This window comes from Micropruina sonneratiae (assembly GCF_025972045.1).
Taxonomy (GTDB): domain Bacteria; phylum Actinomycetota; class Actinomycetes; order Propionibacteriales; family Propionibacteriaceae; genus Micropruina; species Micropruina sonneratiae.
The window spans coordinates 380,813-404,336 of sequence record NZ_JAPDHX010000004.1 but is presented as its reverse complement, the minus strand read 5'-3'; the positions used below and the strand labels follow the sequence as shown (position 1 = coordinate 404,336).

Annotated in this window: 23 protein-coding genes and 1 tRNA gene; 20 read left to right on the top strand and 4 right to left on the bottom strand. The window is 69.6% G+C overall.

What is annotated here, in order from left to right:
* Window positions 1-171: 171 nt before the first annotated feature.
* The 15 genes from OIE40_RS12895 (at window position 172) to OIE40_RS12825 (ending at window position 16,091) form a co-directional block, all read left to right on the top strand.
* A complete protein-coding gene (locus OIE40_RS12895) occupies window positions 172-1,461 on the top strand; it encodes a sugar ABC transporter substrate-binding protein (protein WP_264702871.1) in 1,290 nt (429 codons plus the stop codon).
* Between the two features lie 110 nt (window positions 1,462-1,571).
* Window positions 1,572-2,519 carry a carbohydrate ABC transporter permease gene (locus tag OIE40_RS12890; protein WP_264702869.1) on the top strand — a complete coding sequence of 316 codons (948 nt, stop codon included), beginning with the start codon at window positions 1,572-1,574 and terminating at the stop codon, window positions 2,517-2,519.
* The gene (locus OIE40_RS12885) at window positions 2,516-3,448 is read left to right on the top strand and encodes a carbohydrate ABC transporter permease (RefSeq protein ID WP_264702867.1); all 933 of its coding nucleotides are present in this window, start codon (window positions 2,516-2,518) and stop codon (window positions 3,446-3,448) included. The genes OIE40_RS12890 and OIE40_RS12885 overlap by 4 nt, the downstream gene beginning before the upstream one ends.
* Window positions 3,449-3,454: 6 nt before the next feature.
* The gene (locus tag OIE40_RS12880; RefSeq protein ID WP_264702865.1) at window positions 3,455-4,405 is read left to right on the top strand and encodes a glycoside hydrolase family protein; all 951 of its coding nucleotides are present in this window, start codon (window positions 3,455-3,457) and stop codon (window positions 4,403-4,405) included.
* 219 nt (window positions 4,406-4,624) lie between these two features.
* Window positions 4,625-5,281 carry a 50S ribosomal protein L25/general stress protein Ctc gene (locus OIE40_RS12875; protein WP_264702863.1) on the top strand — a complete coding sequence of 219 codons (657 nt, stop codon included), beginning with the start codon at window positions 4,625-4,627 and terminating at the stop codon, window positions 5,279-5,281.
* 9 nt (window positions 5,282-5,290) lie between these two features.
* On the top strand, window positions 5,291-5,890 hold the full coding sequence (gene pth / locus OIE40_RS12870) for an aminoacyl-tRNA hydrolase (RefSeq protein WP_264702860.1): 600 nt from the start codon (window positions 5,291-5,293) through the stop codon (window positions 5,888-5,890).
* 430 nt (window positions 5,891-6,320) lie between these two features.
* Window positions 6,321-9,905: a transcription-repair coupling factor gene (mfd, locus tag OIE40_RS12865; protein WP_264702858.1), complete on the top strand. Its 3,585-nt coding sequence runs from the start codon at window positions 6,321-6,323 to the stop codon at window positions 9,903-9,905.
* 337 nt (window positions 9,906-10,242) lie between these two features.
* Entirely contained in the window at window positions 10,243-10,770 is a 528-nt protein-coding gene (locus tag OIE40_RS12860) for a hypothetical protein (protein WP_264702856.1), read from the top strand.
* Between the two features lie 3 nt (window positions 10,771-10,773).
* The gene (locus OIE40_RS12855) at window positions 10,774-11,385 is read left to right on the top strand and encodes a nucleoside triphosphate pyrophosphohydrolase (RefSeq protein ID WP_264702854.1); all 612 of its coding nucleotides are present in this window, start codon (window positions 10,774-10,776) and stop codon (window positions 11,383-11,385) included.
* Between the two features lie 121 nt (window positions 11,386-11,506).
* Window positions 11,507-12,796: a phosphopyruvate hydratase gene (gene eno / locus OIE40_RS12850; protein WP_264702852.1), complete on the top strand. Its 1,290-nt coding sequence runs from the start codon at window positions 11,507-11,509 to the stop codon at window positions 12,794-12,796.
* 36 nt (window positions 12,797-12,832) lie between these two features.
* Window positions 12,833-13,417 carry an FtsB family cell division protein gene (locus OIE40_RS12845; protein ID WP_264702850.1) on the top strand — a complete coding sequence of 195 codons (585 nt, stop codon included), beginning with the start codon at window positions 12,833-12,835 and terminating at the stop codon, window positions 13,415-13,417.
* A gap of 91 nt (window positions 13,418-13,508) precedes the next feature.
* The gene (locus OIE40_RS12840) at window positions 13,509-14,009 is read left to right on the top strand and encodes a DUF501 domain-containing protein (protein WP_264702848.1); all 501 of its coding nucleotides are present in this window, start codon (window positions 13,509-13,511) and stop codon (window positions 14,007-14,009) included.
* Window positions 14,006-14,926, top strand: coding sequence for a Ppx/GppA phosphatase family protein (locus OIE40_RS12835; protein WP_264702846.1), 921 nt, complete (start codon window positions 14,006-14,008; stop codon window positions 14,924-14,926). Before OIE40_RS12840 ends, OIE40_RS12835 begins: the two co-directional genes overlap by 4 nt.
* Window positions 14,927-14,970: 44 nt before the next feature.
* Window positions 14,971-15,046 (top strand) — tRNA-Leu (locus OIE40_RS12830).
* Between the two features lie 184 nt (window positions 15,047-15,230).
* Window positions 15,231-16,091 (top strand): Bax inhibitor-1/YccA family protein, encoded by an 861-nt coding sequence (locus OIE40_RS12825; protein ID WP_264702844.1) that lies wholly within the window; start codon window positions 15,231-15,233, stop codon window positions 16,089-16,091.
* A 64-nt stretch (window positions 16,092-16,155) separates the two neighbouring features.
* Here OIE40_RS12825 and OIE40_RS12820 read toward each other — a convergent pair whose 3' ends face one another.
* The gene (locus OIE40_RS12820; RefSeq protein WP_264702842.1) at window positions 16,156-16,881 is read right to left on the bottom strand and encodes an NUDIX hydrolase; all 726 of its coding nucleotides are present in this window, start codon (window positions 16,879-16,881) and stop codon (window positions 16,156-16,158) included.
* A gap of 118 nt (window positions 16,882-16,999) precedes the next feature.
* Between OIE40_RS12820 and ypfJ the strand changes: the two genes are divergently transcribed.
* A complete protein-coding gene (gene ypfJ / locus OIE40_RS12815) occupies window positions 17,000-17,848 on the top strand; it encodes a KPN_02809 family neutral zinc metallopeptidase (RefSeq protein ID WP_264702841.1) in 849 nt (282 codons plus the stop codon).
* A gap of 60 nt (window positions 17,849-17,908) precedes the next feature.
* On the opposite strand, the gene OIE40_RS12810 is transcribed toward ypfJ, so the two are convergent.
* Window positions 17,909-18,826, bottom strand: a complete 918-nt coding sequence (locus OIE40_RS12810; RefSeq protein ID WP_264702839.1) for a hypothetical protein — start codon at window positions 18,824-18,826, stop codon at window positions 17,909-17,911.
* 34 nt (window positions 18,827-18,860) lie between these two features.
* Between OIE40_RS12810 and OIE40_RS12805 the strand changes: the two genes are divergently transcribed.
* Together OIE40_RS12805 and OIE40_RS12800 are read left to right on the top strand one after the other, a co-directional pair.
* Window positions 18,861-19,469 (top strand): DNA-3-methyladenine glycosylase, encoded by a 609-nt coding sequence (locus tag OIE40_RS12805; protein WP_264702837.1) that lies wholly within the window; start codon window positions 18,861-18,863, stop codon window positions 19,467-19,469.
* A 571-nt stretch (window positions 19,470-20,040) separates the two neighbouring features.
* Window positions 20,041-20,454, top strand: a complete 414-nt coding sequence (locus OIE40_RS12800; RefSeq protein ID WP_264702836.1) for an SRPBCC family protein — start codon at window positions 20,041-20,043, stop codon at window positions 20,452-20,454.
* Between the two features lie 126 nt (window positions 20,455-20,580).
* Here OIE40_RS12800 and OIE40_RS12795 read toward each other — a convergent pair whose 3' ends face one another.
* The gene (locus OIE40_RS12795; RefSeq protein ID WP_264702835.1) at window positions 20,581-20,856 is read right to left on the bottom strand and encodes a DUF2277 domain-containing protein; all 276 of its coding nucleotides are present in this window, start codon (window positions 20,854-20,856) and stop codon (window positions 20,581-20,583) included.
* 143 nt (window positions 20,857-20,999) lie between these two features.
* On the opposite strand from OIE40_RS12795, the gene OIE40_RS12790 reads away from it, so the two are divergent.
* The gene (locus OIE40_RS12790; protein WP_264702834.1) at window positions 21,000-21,920 is read left to right on the top strand and encodes a phosphodiester glycosidase family protein; all 921 of its coding nucleotides are present in this window, start codon (window positions 21,000-21,002) and stop codon (window positions 21,918-21,920) included.
* 3 nt (window positions 21,921-21,923) lie between these two features.
* The gene (locus OIE40_RS12785; RefSeq protein ID WP_264702833.1) at window positions 21,924-22,982 is read left to right on the top strand and encodes a bifunctional glycosyltransferase family 2/GtrA family protein; all 1,059 of its coding nucleotides are present in this window, start codon (window positions 21,924-21,926) and stop codon (window positions 22,980-22,982) included.
* Between the two features lie 76 nt (window positions 22,983-23,058).
* Here OIE40_RS12785 and OIE40_RS12780 read toward each other — a convergent pair whose 3' ends face one another.
* On the bottom strand, window positions 23,059-23,493 hold the full coding sequence (locus OIE40_RS12780; RefSeq protein ID WP_264702832.1) for a CoA-binding protein: 435 nt from the start codon (window positions 23,491-23,493) through the stop codon (window positions 23,059-23,061).
* Window positions 23,494-23,524: the final 31 nt, after the last annotated feature.

Here is a 23,524-nt window from a genome sequence, read left to right as displayed (position 1 = left end):
GCCGCCAGTCTGGCACGGATCGATCGGGCCCGGCTTAGTTCCTTGAGGGATCGATTTAGCAGGCCCTTGACGGCGATCCACCCCCGTGTTACGTTTCCGGCAGCTAAAAGGATTTAGCGCCCGATCTCCAACCAGGGTTCGACGTCGAACCCGAACCTGAGAGGACTCCCCGTGAAGTCACTGAAGAAGCTGGGTGTGCTGGGCCTCGCCGCCGCCCTGTCGCTGTCCGTCGTCGCCTGCTCCAAGGGTGGCGGCGGCCAGGCCACCAGCACCTCCACCGGCACCGTGGAGCTGTCCATGTGGACCCACAACGCCGGCAACAAGGAAGAGCTGGCCGCCATCAAGTCGGTGGTGAGCGACTTCAACGCCAGCCAGACCGCCTACAAGGTGAACCTGCAGGCGTTCCCGCAGGATTCCTACAACCAGTCGGTGACCGCCGCCGCGGCGGCGAAGAAGCTGCCCTGCATCCTCGACATCGACCAGCCGAACGTGGCCAACTGGGCCTGGGCCGGCTACCTCGCCCCGATCGAGGGCATGGATGAGACGCTGTCGAAGTTCCTGCCGTCGACCGTCGCGAAGTACGACGGCAAGACCTACGCCTACGGCTACTACGACGTCACGCTGGCCTGGGTGACCCGCAAGTCGACCCTGAACAAGTACGACATCCGCATCCCCACCATCGACCAGCCCTGGACGGCGGACGAGTTCATGGCGGCGCTGAAGAAGCTCAAGGACTCCGGCGACTTCCAGTACCCGGCCGACCTGGCGACCGGCTGGACCGGTGAGTGGTGGCCCTACGCCTACTCGCCGCTGCTGCAGAGCTTCGGCGGTGACCTGATCAACCGCACCGACTACAAGTCGGCACAGGGGTCGCTCAACGGTGACGCCGCCATCAAGTGGGCCAACTGGTTCGCCGAGATGGGCAAGGAGGGCTACATCGCGAAGAAGTCCGGCTCGGACCCGTCCCAGGACTTCATGAACGGCAAGACCGCGTTGCTGTGGAACGGCTCGTGGACGGCGGTCCCGACCCGCAAGAAGTTCGGCGACGACATCGTCTTCGCCCCGCCGGTCGACTTCGGCAACGGACCGAAGGTCGGCGGCGGCTCCTGGACGTGGGGCGCCTCGACCAACTGCGCCGACCCCGCCGGCGCCCAGGCGTACCTGAAGTTCGCCGCGGCCGACAAGTACGTCGCCGAAGTGGCCAAGGACACCAACAACATCCCCGCCACGGACGCCGCGGCGGCCATGGTGCCGGGCTTCGAGGAGGGCGGCGAGAACGACGTCTTCCGCCAGTTCGCCAAGCGGTTCACCGTGATGCGTCCCGAGACGCCGGGTTACCCCTTCATCGCCACCGAGTTCGAGAAGGCCGCCAAGGACATCCTCAACGGTGCCGACCCGAAGGCGACCCTCGATCAGGCCGTTACCAACATCGACGACAACCAGCAGCAGTTCGCCGGCTGAACCCGCCGCCCGGGAGGGCGCTCACCCACCCTCCCGGGCGCTGTCGCGTGACCCGGACGCCTCGTCGGGGCGTTCCACCATCCACCCCGCTCCAAAGAAGGGAGTAGTCGATGTCGACTGCCACCGCAGCCCTCGCAGCAACAGGCCAGGAGGCCGCCCTGCGCGGGCGCAAACGCCCACGCCGGTCATCGGGCCGCGCCGCGGGGACGGCGTGGGCGATGCTCGCGCCCGCCGCCGTGCTGATGCTGGTCTTCCTGATCGTCCCGATCATCCTCACCCTGAGCCTGGCCTTCACCGATGCCCGGCTGATCTCGCCGCGGCCGGCGGAGTTCATCGGCCTGGCCAACTTCACCCGGCTGTTCGGCTCGAGCGCGTTCTGGCACTCCCTGCTCAACACCATGATCTTCGCCGTGGTGATCGTGCCGGTGCAGTCCGCCTGCGCGCTCGGGTTGGCGGTGCTCGTCAACGCCAAGGTGCGCGGCACCAACTTCTTCCGCACCGTCTACTTCCTGCCGGTGGTCACGTCGATGGTCGTGGTGTCGATGTTGTGGATGTTCATGTACCAGCAGAACGGCCTGATCAACGCGCTCCTGGCCAAGGTCGGCATCACCGGCCCCGACTGGCTCAACGACCCCAACACCGCCCTGTTCGCGATCATCCTGATGTCGGCCTGGCAGGCGATGGGCTTCCACATGGTGATCTGGCTGTCCGGGCTGCAGACGATCTCTGCGGATCTGTACGAGGCGGCGTCGCTCGACGGTGCCGGTGGCTGGCAGAAGTTCGTGCACGTGACATGGCCGGGGCTGCGGCAGACCCGCACCTTCATTCTGATCACCATCACGATCGCCGCGTTCTCGCTGTTCACCCAGATCCAGATCATGACCCAGGGCGGGCCGCTCGACTCCACGTCGACGCTGGTGTTCCTCGCGGTCCGCACCGGCTTCGCCCAACAGCAGACCGGCTACGCGTCGGCGATGTCGCTGGTGTTCTTCGTCCTCGTGCTCGCCGTGTCCCTGGTGCAGCGCTACCTGACCCGTGACAAGGAGGTCACCCGATGAGCGAGCCTCTCGCCCACGTCGCCGATGACACCGCCGCCGTTCCGGCCGCCGACGCGGCCCACAGCGGCAGAAAGCCCTGGCTGAAGGGGCTGGTGATGGCGCTGCGGATCGCGCTGTGCCTGGTATTCGGCCTGCCGCTGGTGTTCCTGATCGTCTCCAGCTTCAAGCCGGACAATGAGATCTTCGCCGACCTCGGCACCGTCAACGCGTTCCTGCCGGTGGGCAGCATCTCCCTCGACAACTACTCCGGGGTGTTCGATCGGGTTCCGTTCGCGACGTTCATGATGAACTCGGTGCTGATCTCGGTGGTCACCGTTGCGGCCGGCCTGGTCGTCAACTCAATGGCGGCCTTCGCGCTGTCGCGGATGGAGTTCGCCGGCCAGAAGATCGTCCTGGGGGTCATCCTCGCCACTCTCATCGTGCCGTTCGAGACGATGGCGCTACCGCTGTTGTGGTGGGTGAACCAGCTGCCCTACTTCGACGGCTCGATCGGCTGGCTGGACAGCTACGAGGTGCAGATCATCCCGTTCATCGCCAACGCATTCTCGATCTACCTCTTCTACCAGTACTTCGATTCGATCCCGAAGGAGCTGGACGAGGCGGCCAAGGTGGACGGCGCCGGCTGGTTCCGCATCTACCGGTCGATCGTGATGCCGCTGTCCGGCCCGGCGGTGGCGACCGTGGCGATCCTCACCTTCCTGCCCGCGTGGAACTCCTACCTGTGGCCGCTGATGGTCACCCAGTCGGAGTCCATCCGGCCGGCCATGGTGGGCATGGACTACTTCAAGCAGATGAGCGGCTCGAGCGGCACCGCGTGGGGCCAGATCATGGCCTACGCGTCAATGATCACCGTGCCCGTGCTGGTCCTGTTCATCGCCTTCCAGCGGGCGTTCATCAACTCCATCGCCTCCTCGGGCGTGAAGGGATAGACCGCAGTGTTCAGCCTTCCCGAGGCCTGGGTCTGGGACTTCTGGCTCGCCGACGACGGCCGGCGTCACCACCTGTTCTTCCTGTACGCCTCGCGCGCCCTCAAGGACCCGGACGCCCGGCACTACCGGGCGTCGGTGGGGCACGCGGTGTCGACTGACCTGACCCACTGGACGCGGGTGACCGACGCCCTGGTGCGTTCCGACGCCCCCGGCCCCGACGACCTCGCCACCTGGACCGGTTCGACCATCCAGGGCCCGGACGGCACCTGGCACACCTTCTACACCGGCGCCAGCCCGGCGCCCAACGGTTCGAACATCCAGACGGTGTGCCACGCCACCTCCCTCGACCTGTACGACTGGACCAAGCAGCCCGGCCCGCTGTTGCGGGCCGATCGGCGCTGGTACGAGGTGCTCGGTGACGGCGGCTGGCACGACGAGGCGTTCCGCGACCCCTGGGTGTTCCCGGATCCGGACGGCGACGGCTGGCACCTGCTCATCACCGCGCGCGCCAATCACGGTCCGTTCGACGACCGGGGCGTGGTCGGGCACGCCACCTCTCCCGACCTGTACCGGTGGACGCTGCAGGAGCCGCTGTCCCAGCCCGGCCAGGGGTTCGGTCAGTTGGAGGTGTTCCAGACCCTCGAACTCGACGGCCGGAACTATCTGCTGTTCAACTGCCTGGCCGGCGACCTGTCCCACCGGCATCGCGCCACCGGAGCGTCCGGGGGAGTGTGGCTGGCCCGGGCGGAGTCGCCGCTGGGGCCCTACGACCTCGCCGGCGCACAGCAGCTGACCGACCGCAGCCTGTACGTCGGCAAGATCGTGCACGACCGCGATGGGCGTCCGGTCTTCCTCGCCTTCCGCAACGAGGCCGCCGACGGCAGCTTCGTGAGTGGCATCACCGACCCGATCCCGGTCGAGGTCTCGGGCGGGACGGTCACCCTGGCAGGGATCTGACAACTCGCCGCGCCCGGCCCCGCCCGGGCCGCGGCGACGGCGTCCGGGGGTGGGGGTGGCTGCGGCGTCCGATTCGCCCGACTCCTCGCGACGCGCTAAATTAGTCCAGTTGCCTCGGCGAGGGGCCCAGGGCCCGTGATCGACAAGGTGTGTGCGCGACCCAGCGCCCTCCCTCGTCCGAGATTCGAGTTGCTGACGAAGTTGGAGGAATAGCCATCCATGGCTGAGATCAAGATTTCCGCGAAGGCCCGCACCGAGTTCGGTAAGGGCGCCGCCCGGCGCGCCCGTCGCGACGGCCTCGTTCCCGCCGTCCTGTACGGCCACGGCACCGATCCGGTGCACGTGTCGCTGCCCGGGCACGAGACCCTGCTGGCCCTGCGCGCCGCGAACGCCCTGCTGTCGATCAGCATCGACGGCAACGCCGATCAGCTGGCGCTGCCCAAGCAGGTCCAGCGCAACCCGGTGAAGGGCACCGTCGAACACGTCGACCTGGTCATCGTCAAGCGCGGCGAGAAGGTCACCGTCGAGGTGCCGCTGAACGTGATCGGCGCCGACGAGAGGGCCGACCGCGTTGTGGTGATGGACCAGCAGACCATCACCCTCGAGGTCGAGGCCACCAACATTCCGCGGCAGATCGACATCGACGTGACCGCGCTCGAGATCGGCGACTCGATCGCCGCCAAGGACCTGGACCTGCCCGAGGGTGCGGTCTTCCCGGGCGAGCCCGACGACCTGATCCTGAGCATCAGCGCCGCCAAGACCCAGGAGCAGATCGACGCCGAGTTGGACGCCGCCGTCGCTGACGTCGCCGACGACGAGGCTGCGGCCGCGCCGGTCGAGCAGGCCGGGGACGAGGCCGAGGCGGACAGCGAGTAACCTGCGCGAATGGCTGCATGGCTTGTGGTCGGGCTCGGAAATCCGGGCCCGACCTACGCGTCTCACCGGCACAACGTCGGCTTCATGGTGGTCGACGAGCTGGCTCGCCGGGCAGGCGCCGGGTTCACCGCGCCCCGCGGGATGCGTGCGGACGCCTGTGAGAGCCGGCTGACCGCGCTCGGCATGGGCGCCGTCGGGGCGGACGCGCAGCGGGTGGTGCTGCTCAAACCCCGCACCTACATGAACGACTCCGGCGCCGCGGTGCGCAAGGCGTCCGGCTTCTACGGCATCGACCCCGCCCAGGTGGTCGCGGTGCACGACGAGCTGGATCTCGACTTCGGTCGGCTGAGGCTGAAGTTCGGCGGCGGTGACAACGGACACAACGGACTGAAGTCGATGCGGGCTGACCTCGGCACCGGTGACTTCTACCGGGTGCGGTTCGGTATCGGACGCCCGCCCGGACGCCAGGCGCCCGCCGATTTCGTGCTGACGTCGTTCCCGACGTCGGCCCGTGAGGAACTGGCCCTCGAGGTCGACCGTGCCGCGGACGCCGTCGAGGAGCTGATCCTGCACGGCCTCGAGTCCGCCCAGAACCGCTTCAACGGCTGACTCTGCGCCGGCAAGTTCCCGGGGCAAGATCCGGACGACGTGCTCGCCCATCAGGGACGTGTCATCTGCCTCCCGTGATACCAGCGAGCGAAGTCTTGGCCGGTCGCGCCGGGCAGTTGGCGCACGGCTGGCACGGGTCGCCGCGCGGTCGAGCGTGTCGATACCGCTGCGTTATGCCGGGCCGCGTGGTGGCGCTCCGGGTTGAAGCCGCCACAATTCTGAAAACTGGACCCGCGACGGCAGGCTCAACGCTCGGCGCGGCGGGACCTCCCCGTTCGGGGTCCAGTTTTCAGAAATTGTGGCCAGGGCCTTCAAAGGTCCGGAGACCATTCGGGCTTGGTGGGCGAGGCGTCCAGCGGTCCGGCAACGCCACCGACGTGGTGCTGGGACCGGCGTCGGAGATTCTTGGTGCAACGACTAGGGTTGCCCGGTGACTTTGACGGGACTGGTTGAACTCGTCGCCTCCGACCCGACTCTCGCGTCCGCCATCGACGATGCCCGACGCGGACGCCTGCGCGCCCTCGACCTGACCGCGCCCGAGGCGCTGCGGCCCAGCCTGGTGGCGGCGCTGGCGTCCGGGTCGGGGCGGCCGGCGCTGCTGATCACCTCCACCTACCGCGAGGCGGAGGCGGCGACCGCGGCACTCGCCTCGCTGCTGGGCGACGAGAAGGTCGCCTACTACCCGGCGTGGGAGACCCTGCCGCACGAGCGGCTGAGCCCCCGCTCCGACACGGTCGGACGCCGGCTCGAGGTGCTGCGACGGCTCGCCGGCACCGACGAGCGACCGGCGCCGCAGGTCATAGTGGCCCCGGTCCGTTCCGCGCTGCAGCCCCAGGTGAAGGGGCTCGGCCAGCTGATGCCCGTGACCCTGCGCGCCGGGGCCGAACTCGACCTCGCCGACGTCGCGAAGGCGCTGGTCAACGCCGCCTACACCCGGGTCGACCTGGTCGAGCGACGCGGCGAGTTCGCCGTCCGCGGTGGCATCCTCGACGTGTTCCCGCCCACCGAGGAACACCCTGTCCGGGTCGACTTCTTCGGCGACGAGATCGACGAGATCCGCACCTTCGCGGTCGCCGACCAGCGCTCGTTCGGCGACCCGGTCACCGAGGTGGTCGCCTCACCGTGCCGCGAGCTGTTGATCACCGACGACGTGAAGGCCCGGGCGGCCGAGCTGGCCGACCGGACGAGCAGCATCGAAGGCAACCTGTCGGAGATGTTCGAGCGGATCTCGCAGGGCCACGCCGTCGACGGCATGGAGGCGCTGTCCGCCGCACTGGTCGACGGCCTCGAACTGCTCGTCGACGTGCTCGCCCCCGACACGCTGGTGCTGGTCGCCGACCCCGATCGGGTCCGGGCCCGCGCCCACGAACTCGTCACCACCAGCCAGGAGTTCCTGCAGGCCTCATGGGCTGCCGCGGCCTCCGGTGGCAAGGCGCCGATCGACCTGGCCGCCGGCGCCTACCGCGAGCTCGCCGACGTCCGCGCCCGTGCGCTGAGCAACGGTCAGGCGTGGTGGTCGCTGTCGGCGTGGTCGGCGTCCCCCGAACCGGCACCCGCACCCGACCCGGTCGATGACTGGGACGAGCCGGTCGACCTGGGCGTCGGCGAGGCCGACCTGGTCGGCGTCGAATCGCGCACCGTCGAGGCCCGCGAGGGCGAGGTGTTCCGGGGGGACGCCGAGGCCGGGCTCGCCGCGGTGAAGGCCGCCACCGAGGCCGGGCAGCGGGTGCTGCTGGTGGCCGACAGTCCGGGCCTGGCGACCCGGATGGGCGAGGTGCTGACCGAGGCAGGCGTCGGCGTCCGGGGTGCCGTCGATCTGGTCGCACCCCCCGAACCGGGCACGGCGACGGTCACCATCGCCGAGTTCCGGCACGGGTTCACGCTGCCCGCCGTCGACCTGACGGTGTTCACCGCCGCCGACCTCTCCGGCCAGCGCGAGGTCGACAAGTCGGCGCGCAAGATGCCGGCCCGGCGCAAGAACACCATCGACCCGCTCGAGCTCGAGGCGGGCGACCCGGTCGTGCACGAGACGCACGGCGTCGGCCGCTACCTCGAAATGGTGCAGCGCACCGTGCAGGGCGCCACCCGCGAGTACCTGGTGTTGGAGTACGCGCCGTCCAAGCGCGGCCAGCCGGGCGACCGGCTGTTCGTGCCGATGGACCAGCTGCACCTGATCACCCGCTACGTCGGCGGCGAGGCCCCGACCCTGGACAAGATGGGCGGCGCCGACTGGAACAAGCGCAAGTCGCGGGCCCGGCGCGCGGTCCGCGAGATCGCGGCAGAACTGATCAAGCTGTACGCGGCGCGGCAGGCGTCCAAGGGTTACGCGTTCGGTCCGGACACCGTCTGGCAGCGTGAGCTCGAGGACGCCTTCAGCTACGTCGAGACCCCCGACCAGCTGGCCGCGATCACCGAGGTCAAGGCCGACATGGAGCAGATCATCCCGATGGACCGGCTGATCTGTGGCGACGTCGGCTACGGCAAGACCGAGATCGCCGTCCGGGCCGCGTTCAAGGCGGTGATGGACGGCAAGCAGGTCGCGGTGCTGGTGCCCACCACCCTGCTGGTGCAGCAGCACCACGCCACCTTCGCCGACCGGTACGCGGGCTTCCCGGTGACCGTGGCGCCGCTGAGCCGGTTCCAGACCGCCGCCGAGGCGAAGAAGACCCGCGAGGGCATCGCCGACGGCAGCGTGGACGTCGTGGTCGGCACCCACCGGCTGCTGTCCGACGAAGTCGCCTTCAAGGATCTCGGCCTGGTGATCATCGACGAGGAGCAGCGCTTCGGCGTCGAGCACAAGGAGGCGCTGAAGAAGCTGCGGCTCAACGTCGACGTGCTCGCGATGAGCGCCACGCCGATTCCGCGCACCCTCGAGATGGCGATCACCGGCATCCGCGAGATGAGCGTGATCGCGACCCCGCCCGAAGAGCGGCATCCGGTGCTCACCTTCGCCGGCGAGTGGGACGCCGGCCAGGTGCGAGCCGCGATCCGGCGCGAACTGGCCCGGGAGGGTCAGGTGTTCTACATCCACAACCGGGTCAGTTCGATCGAGAAGACGGCCCGGCAGATCGCCGAGGCGGTGCCCGAGGCGCGGGTCGCGGTGGCGCACGGCCAGATGAACGAGCACACCCTCGAACAGGTGATGGTCGACTTCTGGGAGCGACGGGCGGACGTGCTGGTCTGCACCACGATCGTCGAGGCCGGCCTGGACATCTCGACCGCAAACACGCTGCTGATCGAGCGCGCCGACCTGATGGGGTTGTCCCAGCTGCATCAGCTGCGCGGACGCGTGGGTCGTGGCCGCGAACGGGGGTACGCCTACTTCCTGTACCCGCCCGAGAAACCGCTGACCGAGACGGCGCACGACCGGCTGGCCACGATGGCGGCGCACACCGACCTCGGCGCCGGCATGGCGATCGCCATGAAGGACTTGGAGATCCGCGGCGCCGGCAACCTGCTCGGCGGTGAACAGTCCGGGCACATCGCCGACGTCGGCTTCGACCTGTACATCCGGCTGGTCGGCGAGGCGGTCGCCGATTTCCGTGGCGAGGACGTCGAACCCGAGCCCGAGATGAAGATCGAGCTGCCGGTCGAGGCACACCTCCCGGTCGACTACGTGGAGTCGGAGCGGCTGCGGCTGGAGATGTACAAGCGGCTGGCGCAGGTGGCGGACGACGCCGGCATCGAGGCCGTCCGGGAGGAACTCGTCGACCGGTACGGCCCGCTGCCCGAACCGGCCGAGGCGCTGCTGGCGGTCGCCCGGTTCCGGCTGCTCGCCCGCGCCAAGGGCCTCACCGAGATCATCATGGCAGGCAAGGACGTCCGGTTCTCGCCGGCCGAGCTGCCCGACTCCCGGGCTCTGCGGCTGGCCCGGCTCTACCCTGGCGCGCAGGTGCGCAAGGCGGCCGGGCACGTGCTGATCCCGCGTCCGATGACCCGGCCGATCGCCGGCCAGCCGATCGTCGACCTGCCCCTGCTCGAGTGGGCCAGCAAGGTACTGGAGGAGATCTTCTGACCAGAGGAGGCGTCCGGGCGTTCGCTTCCGCGCCGGCGGGCCCGCGCTTCTCTCCAACGCAGACGACTTTCATCATCCGTGACTACTTTCGCGTTGCAACATGAAAGTAGTCACCCAGGCCGAAAGCAGTGGGCGTTGGCGAGAACGGCCGCCCCCGAAAGACCAACGGACGGCACGGGGCCGCCCGACCGGCCACGAGACACCACCGGGCAAGCCCGACTCGGGCAGAGTTCGCCCAGGCCGTGAGCCGACCAGCGAGTTGTCGCGCAGTGACCCCGAGTGGCGGGGCGCACCTCGCGCAGCCGTTAGGATCGCAGGCGAGGCTTGAAGGAGTGGGATGAAGAGCATGCGTGTGCTGCTGTCCGGCGTGGTGGCCGGGTTGGTGGGGCTGCTGGTGCTGTCCGGCTGCAGCGTTCCGGGAGGATCGGTCGCGGCGACGGTGAACGGCGTCGACATTCCGGTTTCGCGGGTCGAGGGGCCCGTGACGGCGATCGGCGGCGCCGACGGCGACCTGGCCAACGCCCACGCCATCGTGCTGTCCTACGCGATCCGTGCCGAGGTGTCGCGCACCATCGCCGCCCAGCAGGGCATCGCGTTGACCGGCGAGCCGCGTACCGCGATGCTGACCGCCAACCCCAACCTGACCAAGTACGAAGGCACCGACGCCCAGTCGTTCGTCGACGATGTCATCGACTCGGGGCTGGTGCTGAACAAGATCGGCGACACCGCGTTCCTGGCCGAGATGGCGAAGGCGTCGGTCCAGGTCAACCCGCGCTACGGGTCGTGGTCGGCCGAGTCGGCGGCCGTCTCGCAGGACGGTGGCCAGCTGTCGCAGCCATGGGTCACCCCCAGCGTCGCACCGTGACCGATGCCGCACGCTGAGCTCGAGCGGCTCGTCGAGATCATGCACCGGCTTCGCGCCGAGTGCCCCTGGGACGCCGAGCAGACCCATCGGTCGCTCGTCACGTACCTGGTCGAAGAGTCCGTCGAGCTGGTTGAGGCGATCGAGGCGGGCGACGACACCGACCTGGTCGAGGAGCTGGGCGACTTGCTACTGCAGGTGGTGTTCCATGCCGAGATCGCGGCGGGCGAGGGGCGCTTCGACCTCGAGGACGTGGCCCGCGGCATCGGCGACAAACTGGTCGCCAGGCACCCCTACGTGTTCTCCGACGCGCCCGTCCCCGACGATCTGCTCGGCTCCTGGGAGCGCCGCAAGCGCGCCGAGAAGAACCGGACGTCGGTGCTCGACGGCATCCCCCGGCAACTCTCGGCCCTGACCCGGGCCGCCAAGGTGATCGCCCGCAGCGAGCTGCCCGGAGCCGACCTGCCGCTCGAGGACTCCTCCGACGACATCGGGCGGCAGATCCTCGCCCTCGTCGCCCGGGCCCAGGCCCAGGGAGTGGACGCCGAACAGGTCACCCGCGCCGCCGTCCGCGAGCTGGAGAGCCGGATCACCGCCCGGGAGGCGAACGCGGACTGACGCCCCGCAGGCCCAACCACAACCCGTGTCGACAGCATGTTCTGGGCCGGCACCCATTCCCAGCAGGAAACGGACCGATAGGGTGAGGTCGACGTTTCCACCACCCGAAAGGCACGACACCGTGGCAAGCATCGAATTCGTCGACGCCCGCGAGATCCTCGATTCGCGCGGCAACCCCACCATCGAGGTAGAGGTCATCCTGGACGACGGCTCCCAGGGCCGCGCGGCCGTCCCCTCCGGCGCCTCCACCGGCGCCTTCGAGGCCGCCGAACTCCGCGACGGCGACAAGGGCCGCTACGGCGGCAAGGGGGTGCTGAAGGCGGTCGAGAACGTGCAGCAGCAGCTCTCCGCCGAGATCACCAACGTGTTCGAGGCCGACCAGCAGCGCGCCATCGACCAGGCCATGATCGAACTCGACGGCACGCCCAACAAGTCCAAGCTGGGCGCCAACGCGATCCTTGGCGTCTCGCTCGCCGTCGCCCACGCGGCCGCCGACTCCGCCGGCCTGCCCCTGTACAAGTACCTGGGCGGTCCGACGGCCAACCTGCTGCCGGTGCCGATGATGAACATCCTCAACGGCGGCTCGCACGCCGACTCCAATGTCGACATCCAGGAGTTCATGATCGCCCCGATCGGCGCCGCCACCTTCGCCGAGGCACTCGAGATGGGCGCCGGGGTCTACCACGCGCTGAAGGCGGTGCTGAAGGGTCGCGGGCTGGCCACCGGCCTGGGTGACGAGGGCGGCTTCGCGCCCAACCTGGACAGCAACGCCGAGGCCCTCGACCTGATCGTCGAGGCGATCAAGAACGCCGGCTACGAACCCGGCAAGGACGTAGCGCTGGCGCTGGACGTCGCGGCGTCCGAGTTCTACAACGAGGACGGCACCTACGCCTTCGAGGGCGGCTCCAAGACCTTCGAAGAGATGGTCAGCTACTACGAGGGTCTGGTCGACAAGTACCCGCTGGTCTCCATCGAGGATCCGCTCAACGAAGAGGACTGGGAGGGCTGGAAGAAGATCACCGACGACATCGGCCACAAGGTCCAGCTGGTCGGCGACGACCTGTTCGTCACCAACGTCGAGCGGCTCAAGCGCGGCATCGACTCCGAGACGGCCAACTCGCTGCTGGTCAAGGTCAACCAGATCGGTTCGCTGACCGAGACCATCGACGCTGTCACCATGGCGCACCGGGCCGGCTACACGACGATGATGAGCCATCGCTCCGGCGAGACCGAGGACACCACCATCGCCGACCTGGCCGTCGCGCTGGGCTGTGGCCAGATCAAGTCCGGCGCCCCGGCGCGCACCGAGCGGGTGGCCAAGTACAACCAGCTGCTGCGCATCGAGCAGGACCTGGAGGACGCGGCACGCTACGCCGGTGCCGCCGCCTTCCCGAGGTTCAGCACCAACTGAGCCTAGGCTGGACCTGATGAACGGTCAGGTCCTCTGATGGCGCGCGACAGGCGGCCACCACGCACATCGCCGGCCGGTCCGGGACGCACCACGCGTTCCCGGACCGGCTCTCGCACGTCCGCGCCCCGCTCGGCCGCCACCCCGGCGGTCGCTGAGGAGCAGCAGACACCCACCGGCGCCGAGGCGCCCAAGCGGCGGTTGTCGCTGCCGAAACGGCTGGGCCTGACCCGCCGGGCGCTGGCCGTGCTGAGCGTGCTGGTGGTGCTGGCGCTCTCCTACGCCAACTCGCTGCGGATCTATCTCGAGCAGCAGGCCGAGTTGGCCACCGCGCAGCAGCAGATCCAGGAGCGGACGGCGCAGATCAGCCAGCTCGAGGACGAGCTGAACCGCTGGAACGACCCCGCCTACGTCAAGGCCCAGGCGAGGGAACGGCTCGGCTGGCTGCTGCCCGGCGAGACCGGCTACCAGGTGATCGGGCCGGACGGCAAACCGCTCGGCACCGGAGTGGTGCTCGAGTCGGAGAACCAGCTGCCGCCCGGTGAGCATCCGGAGATGTGGTTCGACCGGTTATGGGGGTCGATCGAGACCGCCGACAGCCCCACCCGCAAGGCCGGACGCTGACTCGACCGGACGCCGCAGGCCCAGCCCGGCGCCCGGCGTCCCACCCCTGAGGGTTTCGACAGCGCCGACGGGCACCCGGCACAATGAGCCCGTGCCCACCGCGTCCGCCATCGCTCCCGCCGATCTGGCGGTGATCGCCGACCAGCTCGGCCGCACGCCGCGGGGCCTGGTGCGGGTGGCGTGGCGGTGCGCGTCCGGCCACCCCGGCGTGGTGATGACGCTGCCCCGGCTGCCCGACGGCACCCCGTTCCCGACCACCTATTACCTCACCTGCCCGTTGGCGGTGGCCGGGTGTTCAACCCTGGAGGCACAAGGGGTGATGGCCGAGATGACGGCTCGCCTCGAGACGGACGCCGACCTGGCGGCCGGCTACCGCGCGGCGCACGAGGCCTACCTGGCCGACCGGCGCGGCCTCGGCGAGGTGCCCGAGATCGACCGGGTCAGCGCCGGTGGCATGCCGACCCGGGTGAAGTGCCTGCACGCCCTTGCCGGGCATGCGCTGGCCGCCGGGCCGGGGGTCAACCCGCTGGGCGACGTGACGATCGAGCTGCTGCGCGGGTTCCCGTTCGGCCGGTGTCTGGGGGAGAGATGAAGGTAGCGGCGATCGACTGCGGCACCAACTCGGTGCGCCTGCTGGTGGCGGAGCGCACGCCCGGCGGCTACCTGCAGGACCTGGACCGGCGGCTGATCCTGACCCGGCTGGGGCAGGGCGTCGACGCCACCGGACAGTTCAACCCCGACGCGCTGGAGCGCACCCTGATCGCCTTCGCGGAGTACGCCGAGGTGATCGAGCGGCGCGGTGTCGAACGCGTCCGGCTGGTCGCCACGTCGGCAGCCAGGGACGCCTCCAACCGCGAGGAGTTCTTCGCCGGCGCCCGCCGTGTGCTCGGGGTCGAGGCCGAGATCATCAGCGGCGACGAGGAGGCCGCGCTCTCCTTCCGGGGCGCCACCACGGCACTGCCGGAGGTGGCCGCGCCGGTGCTGGTGATGGACATCGGCGGCGGCTCGACCGAACTGGTCGTGGGCAGCGCCGGCGCTGCGCCGCGGATCGACCACGGCCTGTCGCTCGACGTGGGCAGCGTGCGCGTCCGCGAGCGGTTCCTGGCCGACGACCCGCCGAGTTCCGGTCAGGTGGCGCAGGCGTCCGCACACATCGACTCGCTGCTCGACGGGGCCGGCATCGACTTCGGCGCGGTGGCCACCTGGATCGGCGTCGGGGGGACTGCCACCTCGCTGTCGGCGGTCAACCAGCAGCTGCCCACCTACGACCGCACCTTCGTGCACGGTTCGACGATGACCCGCGACCAGCTCGGCGCGCTGACCGCGCGGCTGCTCGCCTCGACGGTCGAGCAGGTCCGGGCGCTGCCCTCGATGCACCCGAAGCGGGCCGACGTCATCTGCGCCGGCGCGTTGATCGCCGACCGGGTCGGACGCCGGGTGCCGGGCGACCTGACGGTGAGCGAGTCCGACATCCTGGACGGCCTGGTGCTGGGCCTGCTGGAGTCCTGACGCCTTCTGGGCATCCGGCCGCGGCCCGTAGACTCATGCCGCGGGCCCCCGTAGCCCAATGGCAGAGGCAGGCGGCTTAAACCCGCCACAGTGCGGGTTCGACCCCCGCCGGGGGCACCAGAGGACCCTTGCCCATCCACAGCCCTTCGGTTCATGGCTGGTCTGAGTCGTCGGCGCGGAGGTGCCGCTGAAGCCCGTCCAGTGGGGGAGACCCCGGTCCCACCCCGGTCCGGCGGGGCGGAAGCTTCCGGGCCCCTACGGCGTTGCCTACTATTGGAGGCACATCCAGTAGAAGGAAAGACACATGCGTAGCTCCAACCCCGTTCTCTCGAGGCCGGACGCTTTCACCCCGCAGCAGAATCAGTCCGGTTACCCGCAGCAGGGCTATCAGCAGCCCGGCCAGGCCGGATTCCAGCAGGGCTGGCAGCAGCCCGGCCAGCAGGGCTATCAGCAGCCCTACCCGGGCCAGCCCTACCCGCAGGCTCCGGCTCCCACCGCGCAGGGCGTCATGACCATCGACGACGTGATCACCAAGACGGCGATCACGCTCGGTGCGCTCATCCTGACCGCGGCCCTCACCTTCATGTTCATGCCGGCGCGGTTCTTGTTCCCGGCCGTGATCGTCAGCGCCCTCGTCGGCTTCGTCACCGTCATGGTGGTGGCGGCCCGCCGGGTGATCAACCCGGGCATGGTGCTCGTCTACGCCGCCATCGAGGGCGTCTTCATCGGCGCCATCAGCAAGGTGTACGAGTCGGCCTGGAACGGCATCGTCCCCGCTGCCGTGCTGGCCACGGTGGTCGCCTCCGCCGCCACCCTCGGTGCCTACAAGTTCTTCCGGATCAAGGTCACCAGCAAGTTTCGCAAGATGGTGATGATCGGCACCCTCGCCTACGCCGGGGTGCTGCTGGTCAACTTCGTGATGTCGCTGTTCGGTGTGAACTTCCTGTTCGGTCACGGCAACATGGCGTTGCCGCTGCTGATCTCGGCCCTCGGCGTCGGACTGGCGGTGTTCAACCTCATTCTCGACTTCGACTACGTCGAGCAGGGCATCGCGATGCGGGCCCCCGAGACCGAGTCGTGGCGCGCGGCGTTCGGCCTGACCGTCACGCTGGTCTGGCTCTACATCGAGATGCTGCGGCTGCTGTCCTACTTCCGTTCGAACTGATCCACGCACGAACGGACGCCGCGGGCTTCGGCCCGCGGCGTCCGTGCGTGTCTGGAGGCCTGGCTCAGCCGGCGCTGCGTCGCCGGTAGCCCAGCTGGGCCGAGATGGTGGCCAGGTGCCGGTCGAGTAGTGCCCGGGTGCCGGCCGCCCAGTGCGTCCGGTACCACTGGTGCAGCGGCACCCAACGGGCGGACGCCGTGGTGCCGCCGACGTCGTTGACCACCGGGGTGGTCGGTTCGGGGCAGGTGGCGGCGTAGATGATCCGGACGGCGTGGAAGTCCTCGACGACGCCGGTGGGGGAGCGGCCGATCCAGTGGTCGGTTTGGATGTCGAGCAGGTGCGCGATCTCGATGTGCTGCCCGGTCTCCTCGATGGCCTCGCGGATGACGGCCTGGCTCGGGTTCTCGCCGGGGTCGATGCCGCCGCCGGGGAGCCCCCACGAGTGGGGCACGGCCGTCCGGTTGGAGAACTCGGTGGCCAACAGTCCGTGGCTGCTCAGCACCATCGCGTAGGCGGCCAGCCGTTGCCGCACCAGCGGGTCGACGACATCGGCCTCGGTCAGTTCCCGATCCAGCGACCGGCGACGCTGGACGCCCCCCTCGGAGACCGGGCGTCCGTGCGCCGACACCTGCACGGTGACGGTCAGCTCGTCGCCCACGCCGCTGGCCGACAGCGGCCGCACGATGCGGTAGCCGAGCTCCCACGCCAACCGGTGCGGATCGACGCCGTGTTCGAGCGGGCGGGCGAAGACACTGGACCCTCCCGCGACCGCGACGCCGATGATCTGCATCTGCCCATGATGAACCAGGGCCCGGAGCGATCCAAACCGACTCCCCGGGCGGCGCCGGCCGACGAAGCGCGTGCGCACACTAGACTCCCGAGCACGGCCGAGGGCGAAGGAGCGTGGGGTGCAGTACAGGGATTCGGCGAATCTGGACAGCTCACAGGTCACCAGCAGCTCGGGCGGGGCCGGCGGCAAGCTGGCCGTCGGCGGCGTCGGCGGCATCATCATCGTGCTGCTGGCCATGTTCCTGGGCTTCGACCCGAACGCGTTGCTGGGCGGCTCCGGGGCAGGGCCCCAGCAGAGCACCGACACCTACGCGCAGTGCAGGACCGGGGCCGACATCAAAACCAACCGCGAGTGCCGCTTCGTCGCCTACACCAACTCGATCCAGGCCTACTGGGGACGGGCCATGTCGGGCTATCAGCCGACCACCACCCACATCTTCACGGGCCAGGTCAGCACCGGCTGTGGCACGGCCACCTCGGCGGTCGGACCGTTCTACTGCCCGGTCGACCGGGTCGTCTACCTCGACACCGGCTTCTTCGACCAGCTCACCGGCCAGCTCGGCGCCGAGGGCGGGGACGCCGCCGAGGCGTACGTGATCGCCCACGAGTACGGCCACCACATCTCGAACCTGACCGGGGTGCTGGACAAGGTGCAGCAGGCCGGCAACCAGACCGGGCCCAACTCGCCGCAGGTGAAGCTCGAGCTGCAGGCCGACTGCTACGCCGGCGTCTGGCTGGCCAACGCGTCCAAGGACGCCAGCTCGCCCATCGCGGCCGTCACCAAGGACGACGTGCTGAGGGCCGCGGACGCCGCCCGCGCCGTCGGCGACGACCGCATCCAGGAGGCGTCGACCGGGCGCGTCGACCGGGAGTCGTGGACGCACGGTTCGGCGGCGCAGCGGCAGAACTGGCTCGCCACCGGCTTCAACTCCGGCGACCCGAACAAGTGCGACACCTTCGCGAGCTGACCCGCCCGCACCACTCCTGCTCGTAACGGCGGGCGGGGGACCGGCCCGGCGCCTGTCCGCCTACGGTTGGATCTCGCGGCCGTCCAGGTCGGTGACCAGCGACGCGCCGGCGATGGTGAAGTACATCCGCGGGACGCCGGTGCGGTTGCGGTCGTCGATGGTGACCTCCCAGCGCGTCTCGGCGTCGAAATCGCCCCTCGACCTGGCCAGCGCCAGCACGTGCCAGACCTTCTTCGGGTCGATCAGCGAGACGTCGAAGGTGGGCAGCTCGGTGCGCTGGCCACGCTCGTTGATGGTGACCGGCACCGTCGGGGTGCGCAGCCGCCGCACGGTCGTGGTGGTGCTGCCCTGGTAGTCGAGCCAGGCGCCGAGACTCGACTGGACGCCGACCGCGTTCGCCGTCGTGCGTTGCCCCATGACGTCGGCGAGGCCCTGTTCCACGCCACCCTCGATGGCGAAATCCAGGGTTGGCAGGATGGCGCCGTCGGGCTCGAAGAACACCGTCCGTGACTCCGGCACGGTCGAGACGCTCATGAACACCTCGCCGGCCGACGAGTCCACGATCTGCAGCTCCTGGCTGCTGTCCGAGCCCGAGATGCCCGCGGCCGCCCGGAACAGGCCGCCGACGTCGTTGATGTTGAAGTCGTCGATCGAGAAGGTTGCCTGCTGCACGTAGGCGACGTCGGTGTCGACCTGCTTGACGGTGTTGTCGCGCCACGCCCAGGCCTGGGCCTGGGAGTCCTTCACGACGGTGATCGCGGCCCACTCCTGGGTGATCTCCACCTGGATCAGGTTGGGCGTGCCCGCCTTGGCGATGAGCTTGCGCACCATGGACCGGGCCTGACCCGGGGCGGTCAGGTCAACCGCCAACTGGCTCGAGCTCGGGGTGGCCGACGGCGACGTCGTCCCGATCGCCTGGGTGCAGCCCACGGTCACTCCGAGCGCGACCACCACGGCGGTCAGGACTGCGGTGCGCACCGGACGAGCCTACTGCAGCGGGCAGACTGGGCCCGTGGACCTGACGCGTGACGTGCTGGAGGTGGCCCCCGACCTGCTCGGCATGCGGCTGCGGGTCGGCGTCGTGACGGTGCGCATCACCGAGGTGGAGGCCTATAACGGCGTCGACGACCCGGCCGCCCACGCCTTCCGCGGTCCCCGCCCACACACCCGTGACCTGTTCGCCGGTCCGGGCACGCTGTACTGCTACCGCTCCTACGGCATCCACATCTGCGCCAACGTGGTGTGCGGCGCGAGCGGCAGCGGCTCGGCGGTGCTGCTGCGCGCAGGTGAGGTGATCGAGGGTCGGGCGCTGGCCCGGGCCAGGCGGGCGGGGGCGTCCGACCAGCGGCTGGCCCGCGGTCCCGGTTGTCTGGGGCAGGCGTTGGGGCTCACCCTCGCCGATTCGGGACGCCGGCTCGGCGAGCCCGGTCTCGACCTGCTGCCCCGACTGGGGGAGGCCGGCGAGCTGCTGAGCGGCCCGCGGGTGGGGGTGTCGGTCGCGGCGCGGCGTCCGTGGCGGTTCTGGCTGGCCGGTGAGCCAACGGTCTCGGCCTACCGTCCCAGTCCGCGACTGGGCCGCGTCGCCGTGCCGACGACGGGCGACAATGGTTCCGCAACGTAAGGCGGGGCCGGACCAAGTATGAGTTGGTCCGGCCCCTGAGCGTTCGGGGAAGACGACCTCCGAACCCGGTTGGTCCGCTGATCCGTCTGCTCGTCTTGCAGGACGCCTGTGGATTGCTCCACGGGCAATGGATCCCGATCTCCTACCGTGCGCTGAACCTTTGGTGACGATCCTTGCTGTCTTGCGACGTGGGGTTCGTCGGGTTCTGCGTAGGGATATTTGTACTCCCTCCGCGAGGGGCGCGCAAGGGGTTGCGGCAAGAACCTCCGAGTCTTGCAGTAACCCTGCGAATGCGCTGTCACAAGGGGCTTTACTCGTCCCAACTGTCCCAGACGTCACACGACGGGGTGAGCACGGACGCCCTCGTGGCGGGGCCTCGACGGTGCGGACCCCGCCCCCCGGCACGACTCGACCGGACCACCTCATACGCGGTCCGGTCGTGGCTTCATTTGTAATCGCTGGGAGCCCGATATGTCTGGATCGACACGCTGACCGGGCCCGCTGCGTCCGAGTATGGTGGCCGTATCCGGTCATCGCTGACCGGGGTCGGACCGATCGGATCGAGGTTTCAATGACAGATCAGAGCGCGAGCGACCTGCTCGAGGCGTCCCGGGACACCACCGTTGTCGTGCAGCGGTCGGTGTCCCAGCCAGTCAAGGAAGTGTGGCGACTGCTCGCCACGCCCGCCGGCTCCGAAGCGCTGCTCGGCGAGGGCGGCGTTCTGGGCGACAAGGGCGACAGCTGGCAGTCAGCCGACGGCACGTTCGGCGTGGTGCGCAGCTACCACCCGCTGGAGCAGATCCGGTTCAGCTGGCACGCCGATTCCGACGCGCCCAAGTCGCTGGTCGACCTGCACCTGGTGAAGGAGTCCGACGACTCCACCGTGCTGGAGATCCGGCACGAGAACATCCCGGACGGACTGGACGTCGCGGCCATCACCCAGCACTGGGAACAGGCGCTGGACAGGATCGCCGCCGCGAACTGATCGCAGGCATCGGGCGGGGCCCCACCTGAGGGTGGGGCCCCGCGCCGCTTGTGAACGGCTCCGCCGAGGGAGCGTGTCGAGACCACGAGGTCTCCACCGGTCGAGCGTGGCCCCACCCTGCAGGAGTCAGCCGGCGTTGGCGAAGCGGGCGGCCGAGCGGGCCTTCGCCTTGGCCGCCTCGGTCTCCCGGTTCTTCGGCGGGGCCGTCGTGGTCAGGTGCTCGATCAGGTGCTGGGTGAGGTGGGCGATCTCGTCGACCGCTTCGTAGAAGTACTGTTCGTTGGCCTTGGACGGCTTGGTCGTGCCCGACACCTTGCGGACGTACTGCAGGGCGGCGGCGCGGACCTCGTCACTGCTGGCCGGCGGCTCGAAGTTGTTCAGGGGGCGAATGTTGCGGCACATGGCGCACACCCTACGCCGCGGCGTCCGGCCTGCCACGACCGCCAGCCGGCGCCCGGGGGTCGGGGCGGTCGCCGCAGCGATGCCCAGCGGCGACCCAACGAGGTCATAGAAGGCCCACAGATCCGAGCCGTACAACGGAAGGCATGAACGATGCGGGGCTGACGTCCAGGGTCAGTCGACGGTTGCTGCTCGGTGGCGCCGCCGGCCTGGCCGGCCTGAGCGGCACGACCGCCTGGGCGCTCAACCGGTACGTGATCGAGCACGTCGACCAGACCGTCACCGGCGACACCGCAACGGCCGAACCGACCGGGACCTTCACCGACGAGTCCTACACGAGTGCCGCCACCTCGCTGACCATCGAGAAGGTCTCCACCAGGTCGGGGTCGGACGCCATCACCTACTTCGTGGCCGACATCACCACCAGCGACAGCTCGCTGATCCGGTCGGCGTTCGCCAAGGACTCCTTCGGGACCAACATCATCGAGAACCCCTCCGACATCGCCGCCGGCAAGCACGCCGTGCTCGCCGTCAACGGTGACTACTACGGTTTCCGCGACACCGGGATCGTGATCCGCAACGGCGTCGCCTACCGCGACGAGGGGGCCCGGCAGGGCCTGGTGCTCTCCCGGGACGGCTCGATGCGGCTCTACGACGAGACCACCACCACCGCCCAGGAACTGATCGACGCCGGTGCCTGGCAGACCTTGTCGTTCGGGCCGGGCCTGATCCGCGACGGCGAGGTGATCGACGGCATCGACTCGATCGAGATCGACACCAACTTCGGCAACCACTCCATTCAGGGCACCCAGCCGCGCACCGCCGTCGGCATGGTCGAAGCCGGTCACTACCTGTGGATCGTCGTCGACGGCCGCAGCACCGGCTACAGCCGCGGCATGACCATGCCGGAACTCGCCCAGGTGTTCCTCGACCGGCACGCGACCGTCGCCTACAACCTCGACGGCGGCGGGTCGTCGGCGATGGTCTTCAACGACGAACTGGTCAACGACCCGCTCGGCCGGGGCAGGGAACGCGGCACCTCCGACATCCTCTACGTGGCGGGCTGAGCAATGGTCGTCCTGATTCCCGCCTACCAGCCGAACCGCACGCTGCTGCTATTGCTGCGCGACCTCGCTGAGCGGGCCCCCGAACTCGACGTGGTGGTGGTCGACGACGGCAGCGGCGCCGACTACGCGCCGATCTTCGCCGAAGCGTCCGCGATGGGCGCGGACGTGATCGGTTTCACCCGCAACCGCGGCAAGGGCGCCGCCCTCAAGTACGGCTTCGTACACGTCGCCGACCACTACCCGGACGCCGACGTGGTGTGCGCCGACTCCGACGGCCAGCACCGCCCCGACGACATCCTGGCGGTGGCCCGCGCCATCCGGCCGGGTGCGATGGTGCTCGGCGTCCGCGCCTTCGCCGGCCCGGTGCCGGTGCGCAGCCGGGTTGGCAACGCCATCACCCGCTGGGCGTTCCGGGCGGCCACCGGAGTGCGGGTGAGCGACACCCAGACCGGGCTGCGCGGCTACCCGGCCGCGGCCCTGGACTGGCTGGCGGGCGTGCCCGGCGACCGGTTCGAGTACGAGCTGAACCTGCTGCTTCGGGCCAGGGGTGCCGGCTGGACGGTCGAGGAGGTGCCGATCGAGACCGTGTACCTGGCCGGCAACGCGTCCTCGCATTTCCGGCCGGTCGCCGACTCGGTGCGAATCTACCTGCCGTTGCTGGCCTTTTCGGCGTCGTCGCTGATCGCCTTCGGCATCGACGTGGTGGCGCTGCTGCTGATCAACGCGCTGACCGGCAGCCTGCTGGTCGCGGTGGTCGGCGCCCGGGCCCTCAGCTCGCTGGTGAACTTCATGGCCAACCGGCGAATGGTGTTCCGTTCCCGCGGTGGTCTGCGACGGTCGCTGGGGCGGTACTACGCCCTGGCGGCGGTGCTGCTGCTGGCCAACTACGGGCTGTTGTCGGTCTTGACCGCGGCCGGTGTGGCGCTGGTCGTGGCCAAGCTTCTGGTCGAGGTTGCCCTGTTCCTGGCCAGCTACCAGGTGCAACGCTCGCTCGTGTTCGCACAGCCCGCAGTGCGGACGGCCGGTGGCGCGCAGCCGGAACCGGTCGTGGCCGGCCGCTGACCGTCGACGGCAACCTCGGACATCGTCACCGCGGTGTGGAACACCACCACCGTGGCGGCGGTCTCGTCGTCCATCGTCAGCCGCGGCGCCGCCACTCGATGGCGGGACAGGTGTCCATCACCATCGGCACCCCCGCGTCACGGGCGCGGGTGAAGGCGTCGTGGTCGATGACGCCGAGCTGGAACCACACCCCACCGGCGCCCACCTCGATCGCCTCGTCGACGTAGCGCCCCGCGGCGTCCGAGCGACGGAACACGTCGACGACGTCGATGTGGAACGGCACGTCGGCCAGGCTCGCGTAGCCCTGCTCACCGAGCACCTGGGGCGCCCGTGGGTGGATCGGCACGATGCGCTTGCCCCGGCTCTGCAGCAGTTCGGCGATGGTGTAGGCGGTGCGCTCGGGATCGCCGGACAGCCCCACCACCGCCCACGTCCGGGCCTCGTCGAGGAAGTGGTCGATGACGTCCTGCTGCTGCCATTCGAGCCTGGTGGCGGTGTGGTCGGTGGTCATCCGGCCACCCTAGTCGGGCGTCAGGGTCCAG

What these genes read in the sequence shown, in the direction of transcription:
- OIE40_RS12800 (WP_264702836.1), top strand. Translation starts at nt 20,041, where the DNA reads ATGACAGATCAGAGCGCGAGCGACCTGCTCGAGGCGTCCCGGGACACC.
- OIE40_RS12845 (WP_264702850.1), top strand. Translation starts at nt 12,833, where the DNA reads ATGGCGCGCGACAGGCGGCCACCACGCACATCGCCGGCCGGTCCGGGA.
- OIE40_RS12820 (WP_264702842.1), bottom strand. Translation starts at nt 16,881, where the DNA reads ATGCAGATCATCGGCGTCGCGGTCGCGGGAGGGTCCAGTGTCTTCGCC.
- OIE40_RS12825 (WP_264702844.1), top strand. Translation starts at nt 15,231, where the DNA reads ATGCGTAGCTCCAACCCCGTTCTCTCGAGGCCGGACGCTTTCACCCCG.
- OIE40_RS12785 (WP_264702833.1), top strand. Translation starts at nt 21,924, where the DNA reads ATGGTCGTCCTGATTCCCGCCTACCAGCCGAACCGCACGCTGCTGCTA.
- OIE40_RS12875 (WP_264702863.1), top strand. Translation starts at nt 4,625, where the DNA reads ATGGCTGAGATCAAGATTTCCGCGAAGGCCCGCACCGAGTTCGGTAAG.
- pth (WP_264702860.1), top strand. Translation starts at nt 5,291, where the DNA reads ATGGCTGCATGGCTTGTGGTCGGGCTCGGAAATCCGGGCCCGACCTAC.
- OIE40_RS12835 (WP_264702846.1), top strand. Translation starts at nt 14,006, where the DNA reads ATGAAGGTAGCGGCGATCGACTGCGGCACCAACTCGGTGCGCCTGCTG.
- OIE40_RS12790 (WP_264702834.1), top strand. Translation starts at nt 21,000, where the DNA reads ATGAACGATGCGGGGCTGACGTCCAGGGTCAGTCGACGGTTGCTGCTC.
- OIE40_RS12860 (WP_264702856.1), top strand. Translation starts at nt 10,243, where the DNA reads ATGAAGAGCATGCGTGTGCTGCTGTCCGGCGTGGTGGCCGGGTTGGTG.
- OIE40_RS12855 (WP_264702854.1), top strand. Translation starts at nt 10,774, where the DNA reads ATGCCGCACGCTGAGCTCGAGCGGCTCGTCGAGATCATGCACCGGCTT.
- OIE40_RS12890 (WP_264702869.1), top strand. Translation starts at nt 1,572, where the DNA reads ATGTCGACTGCCACCGCAGCCCTCGCAGCAACAGGCCAGGAGGCCGCC.
- OIE40_RS12885 (WP_264702867.1), top strand. Translation starts at nt 2,516, where the DNA reads ATGAGCGAGCCTCTCGCCCACGTCGCCGATGACACCGCCGCCGTTCCG.
- OIE40_RS12780 (WP_264702832.1), bottom strand. Translation starts at nt 23,493, where the DNA reads ATGACCACCGACCACACCGCCACCAGGCTCGAATGGCAGCAGCAGGAC.
- OIE40_RS12795 (WP_264702835.1), bottom strand. Translation starts at nt 20,856, where the DNA reads ATGTGCCGCAACATTCGCCCCCTGAACAACTTCGAGCCGCCGGCCAGC.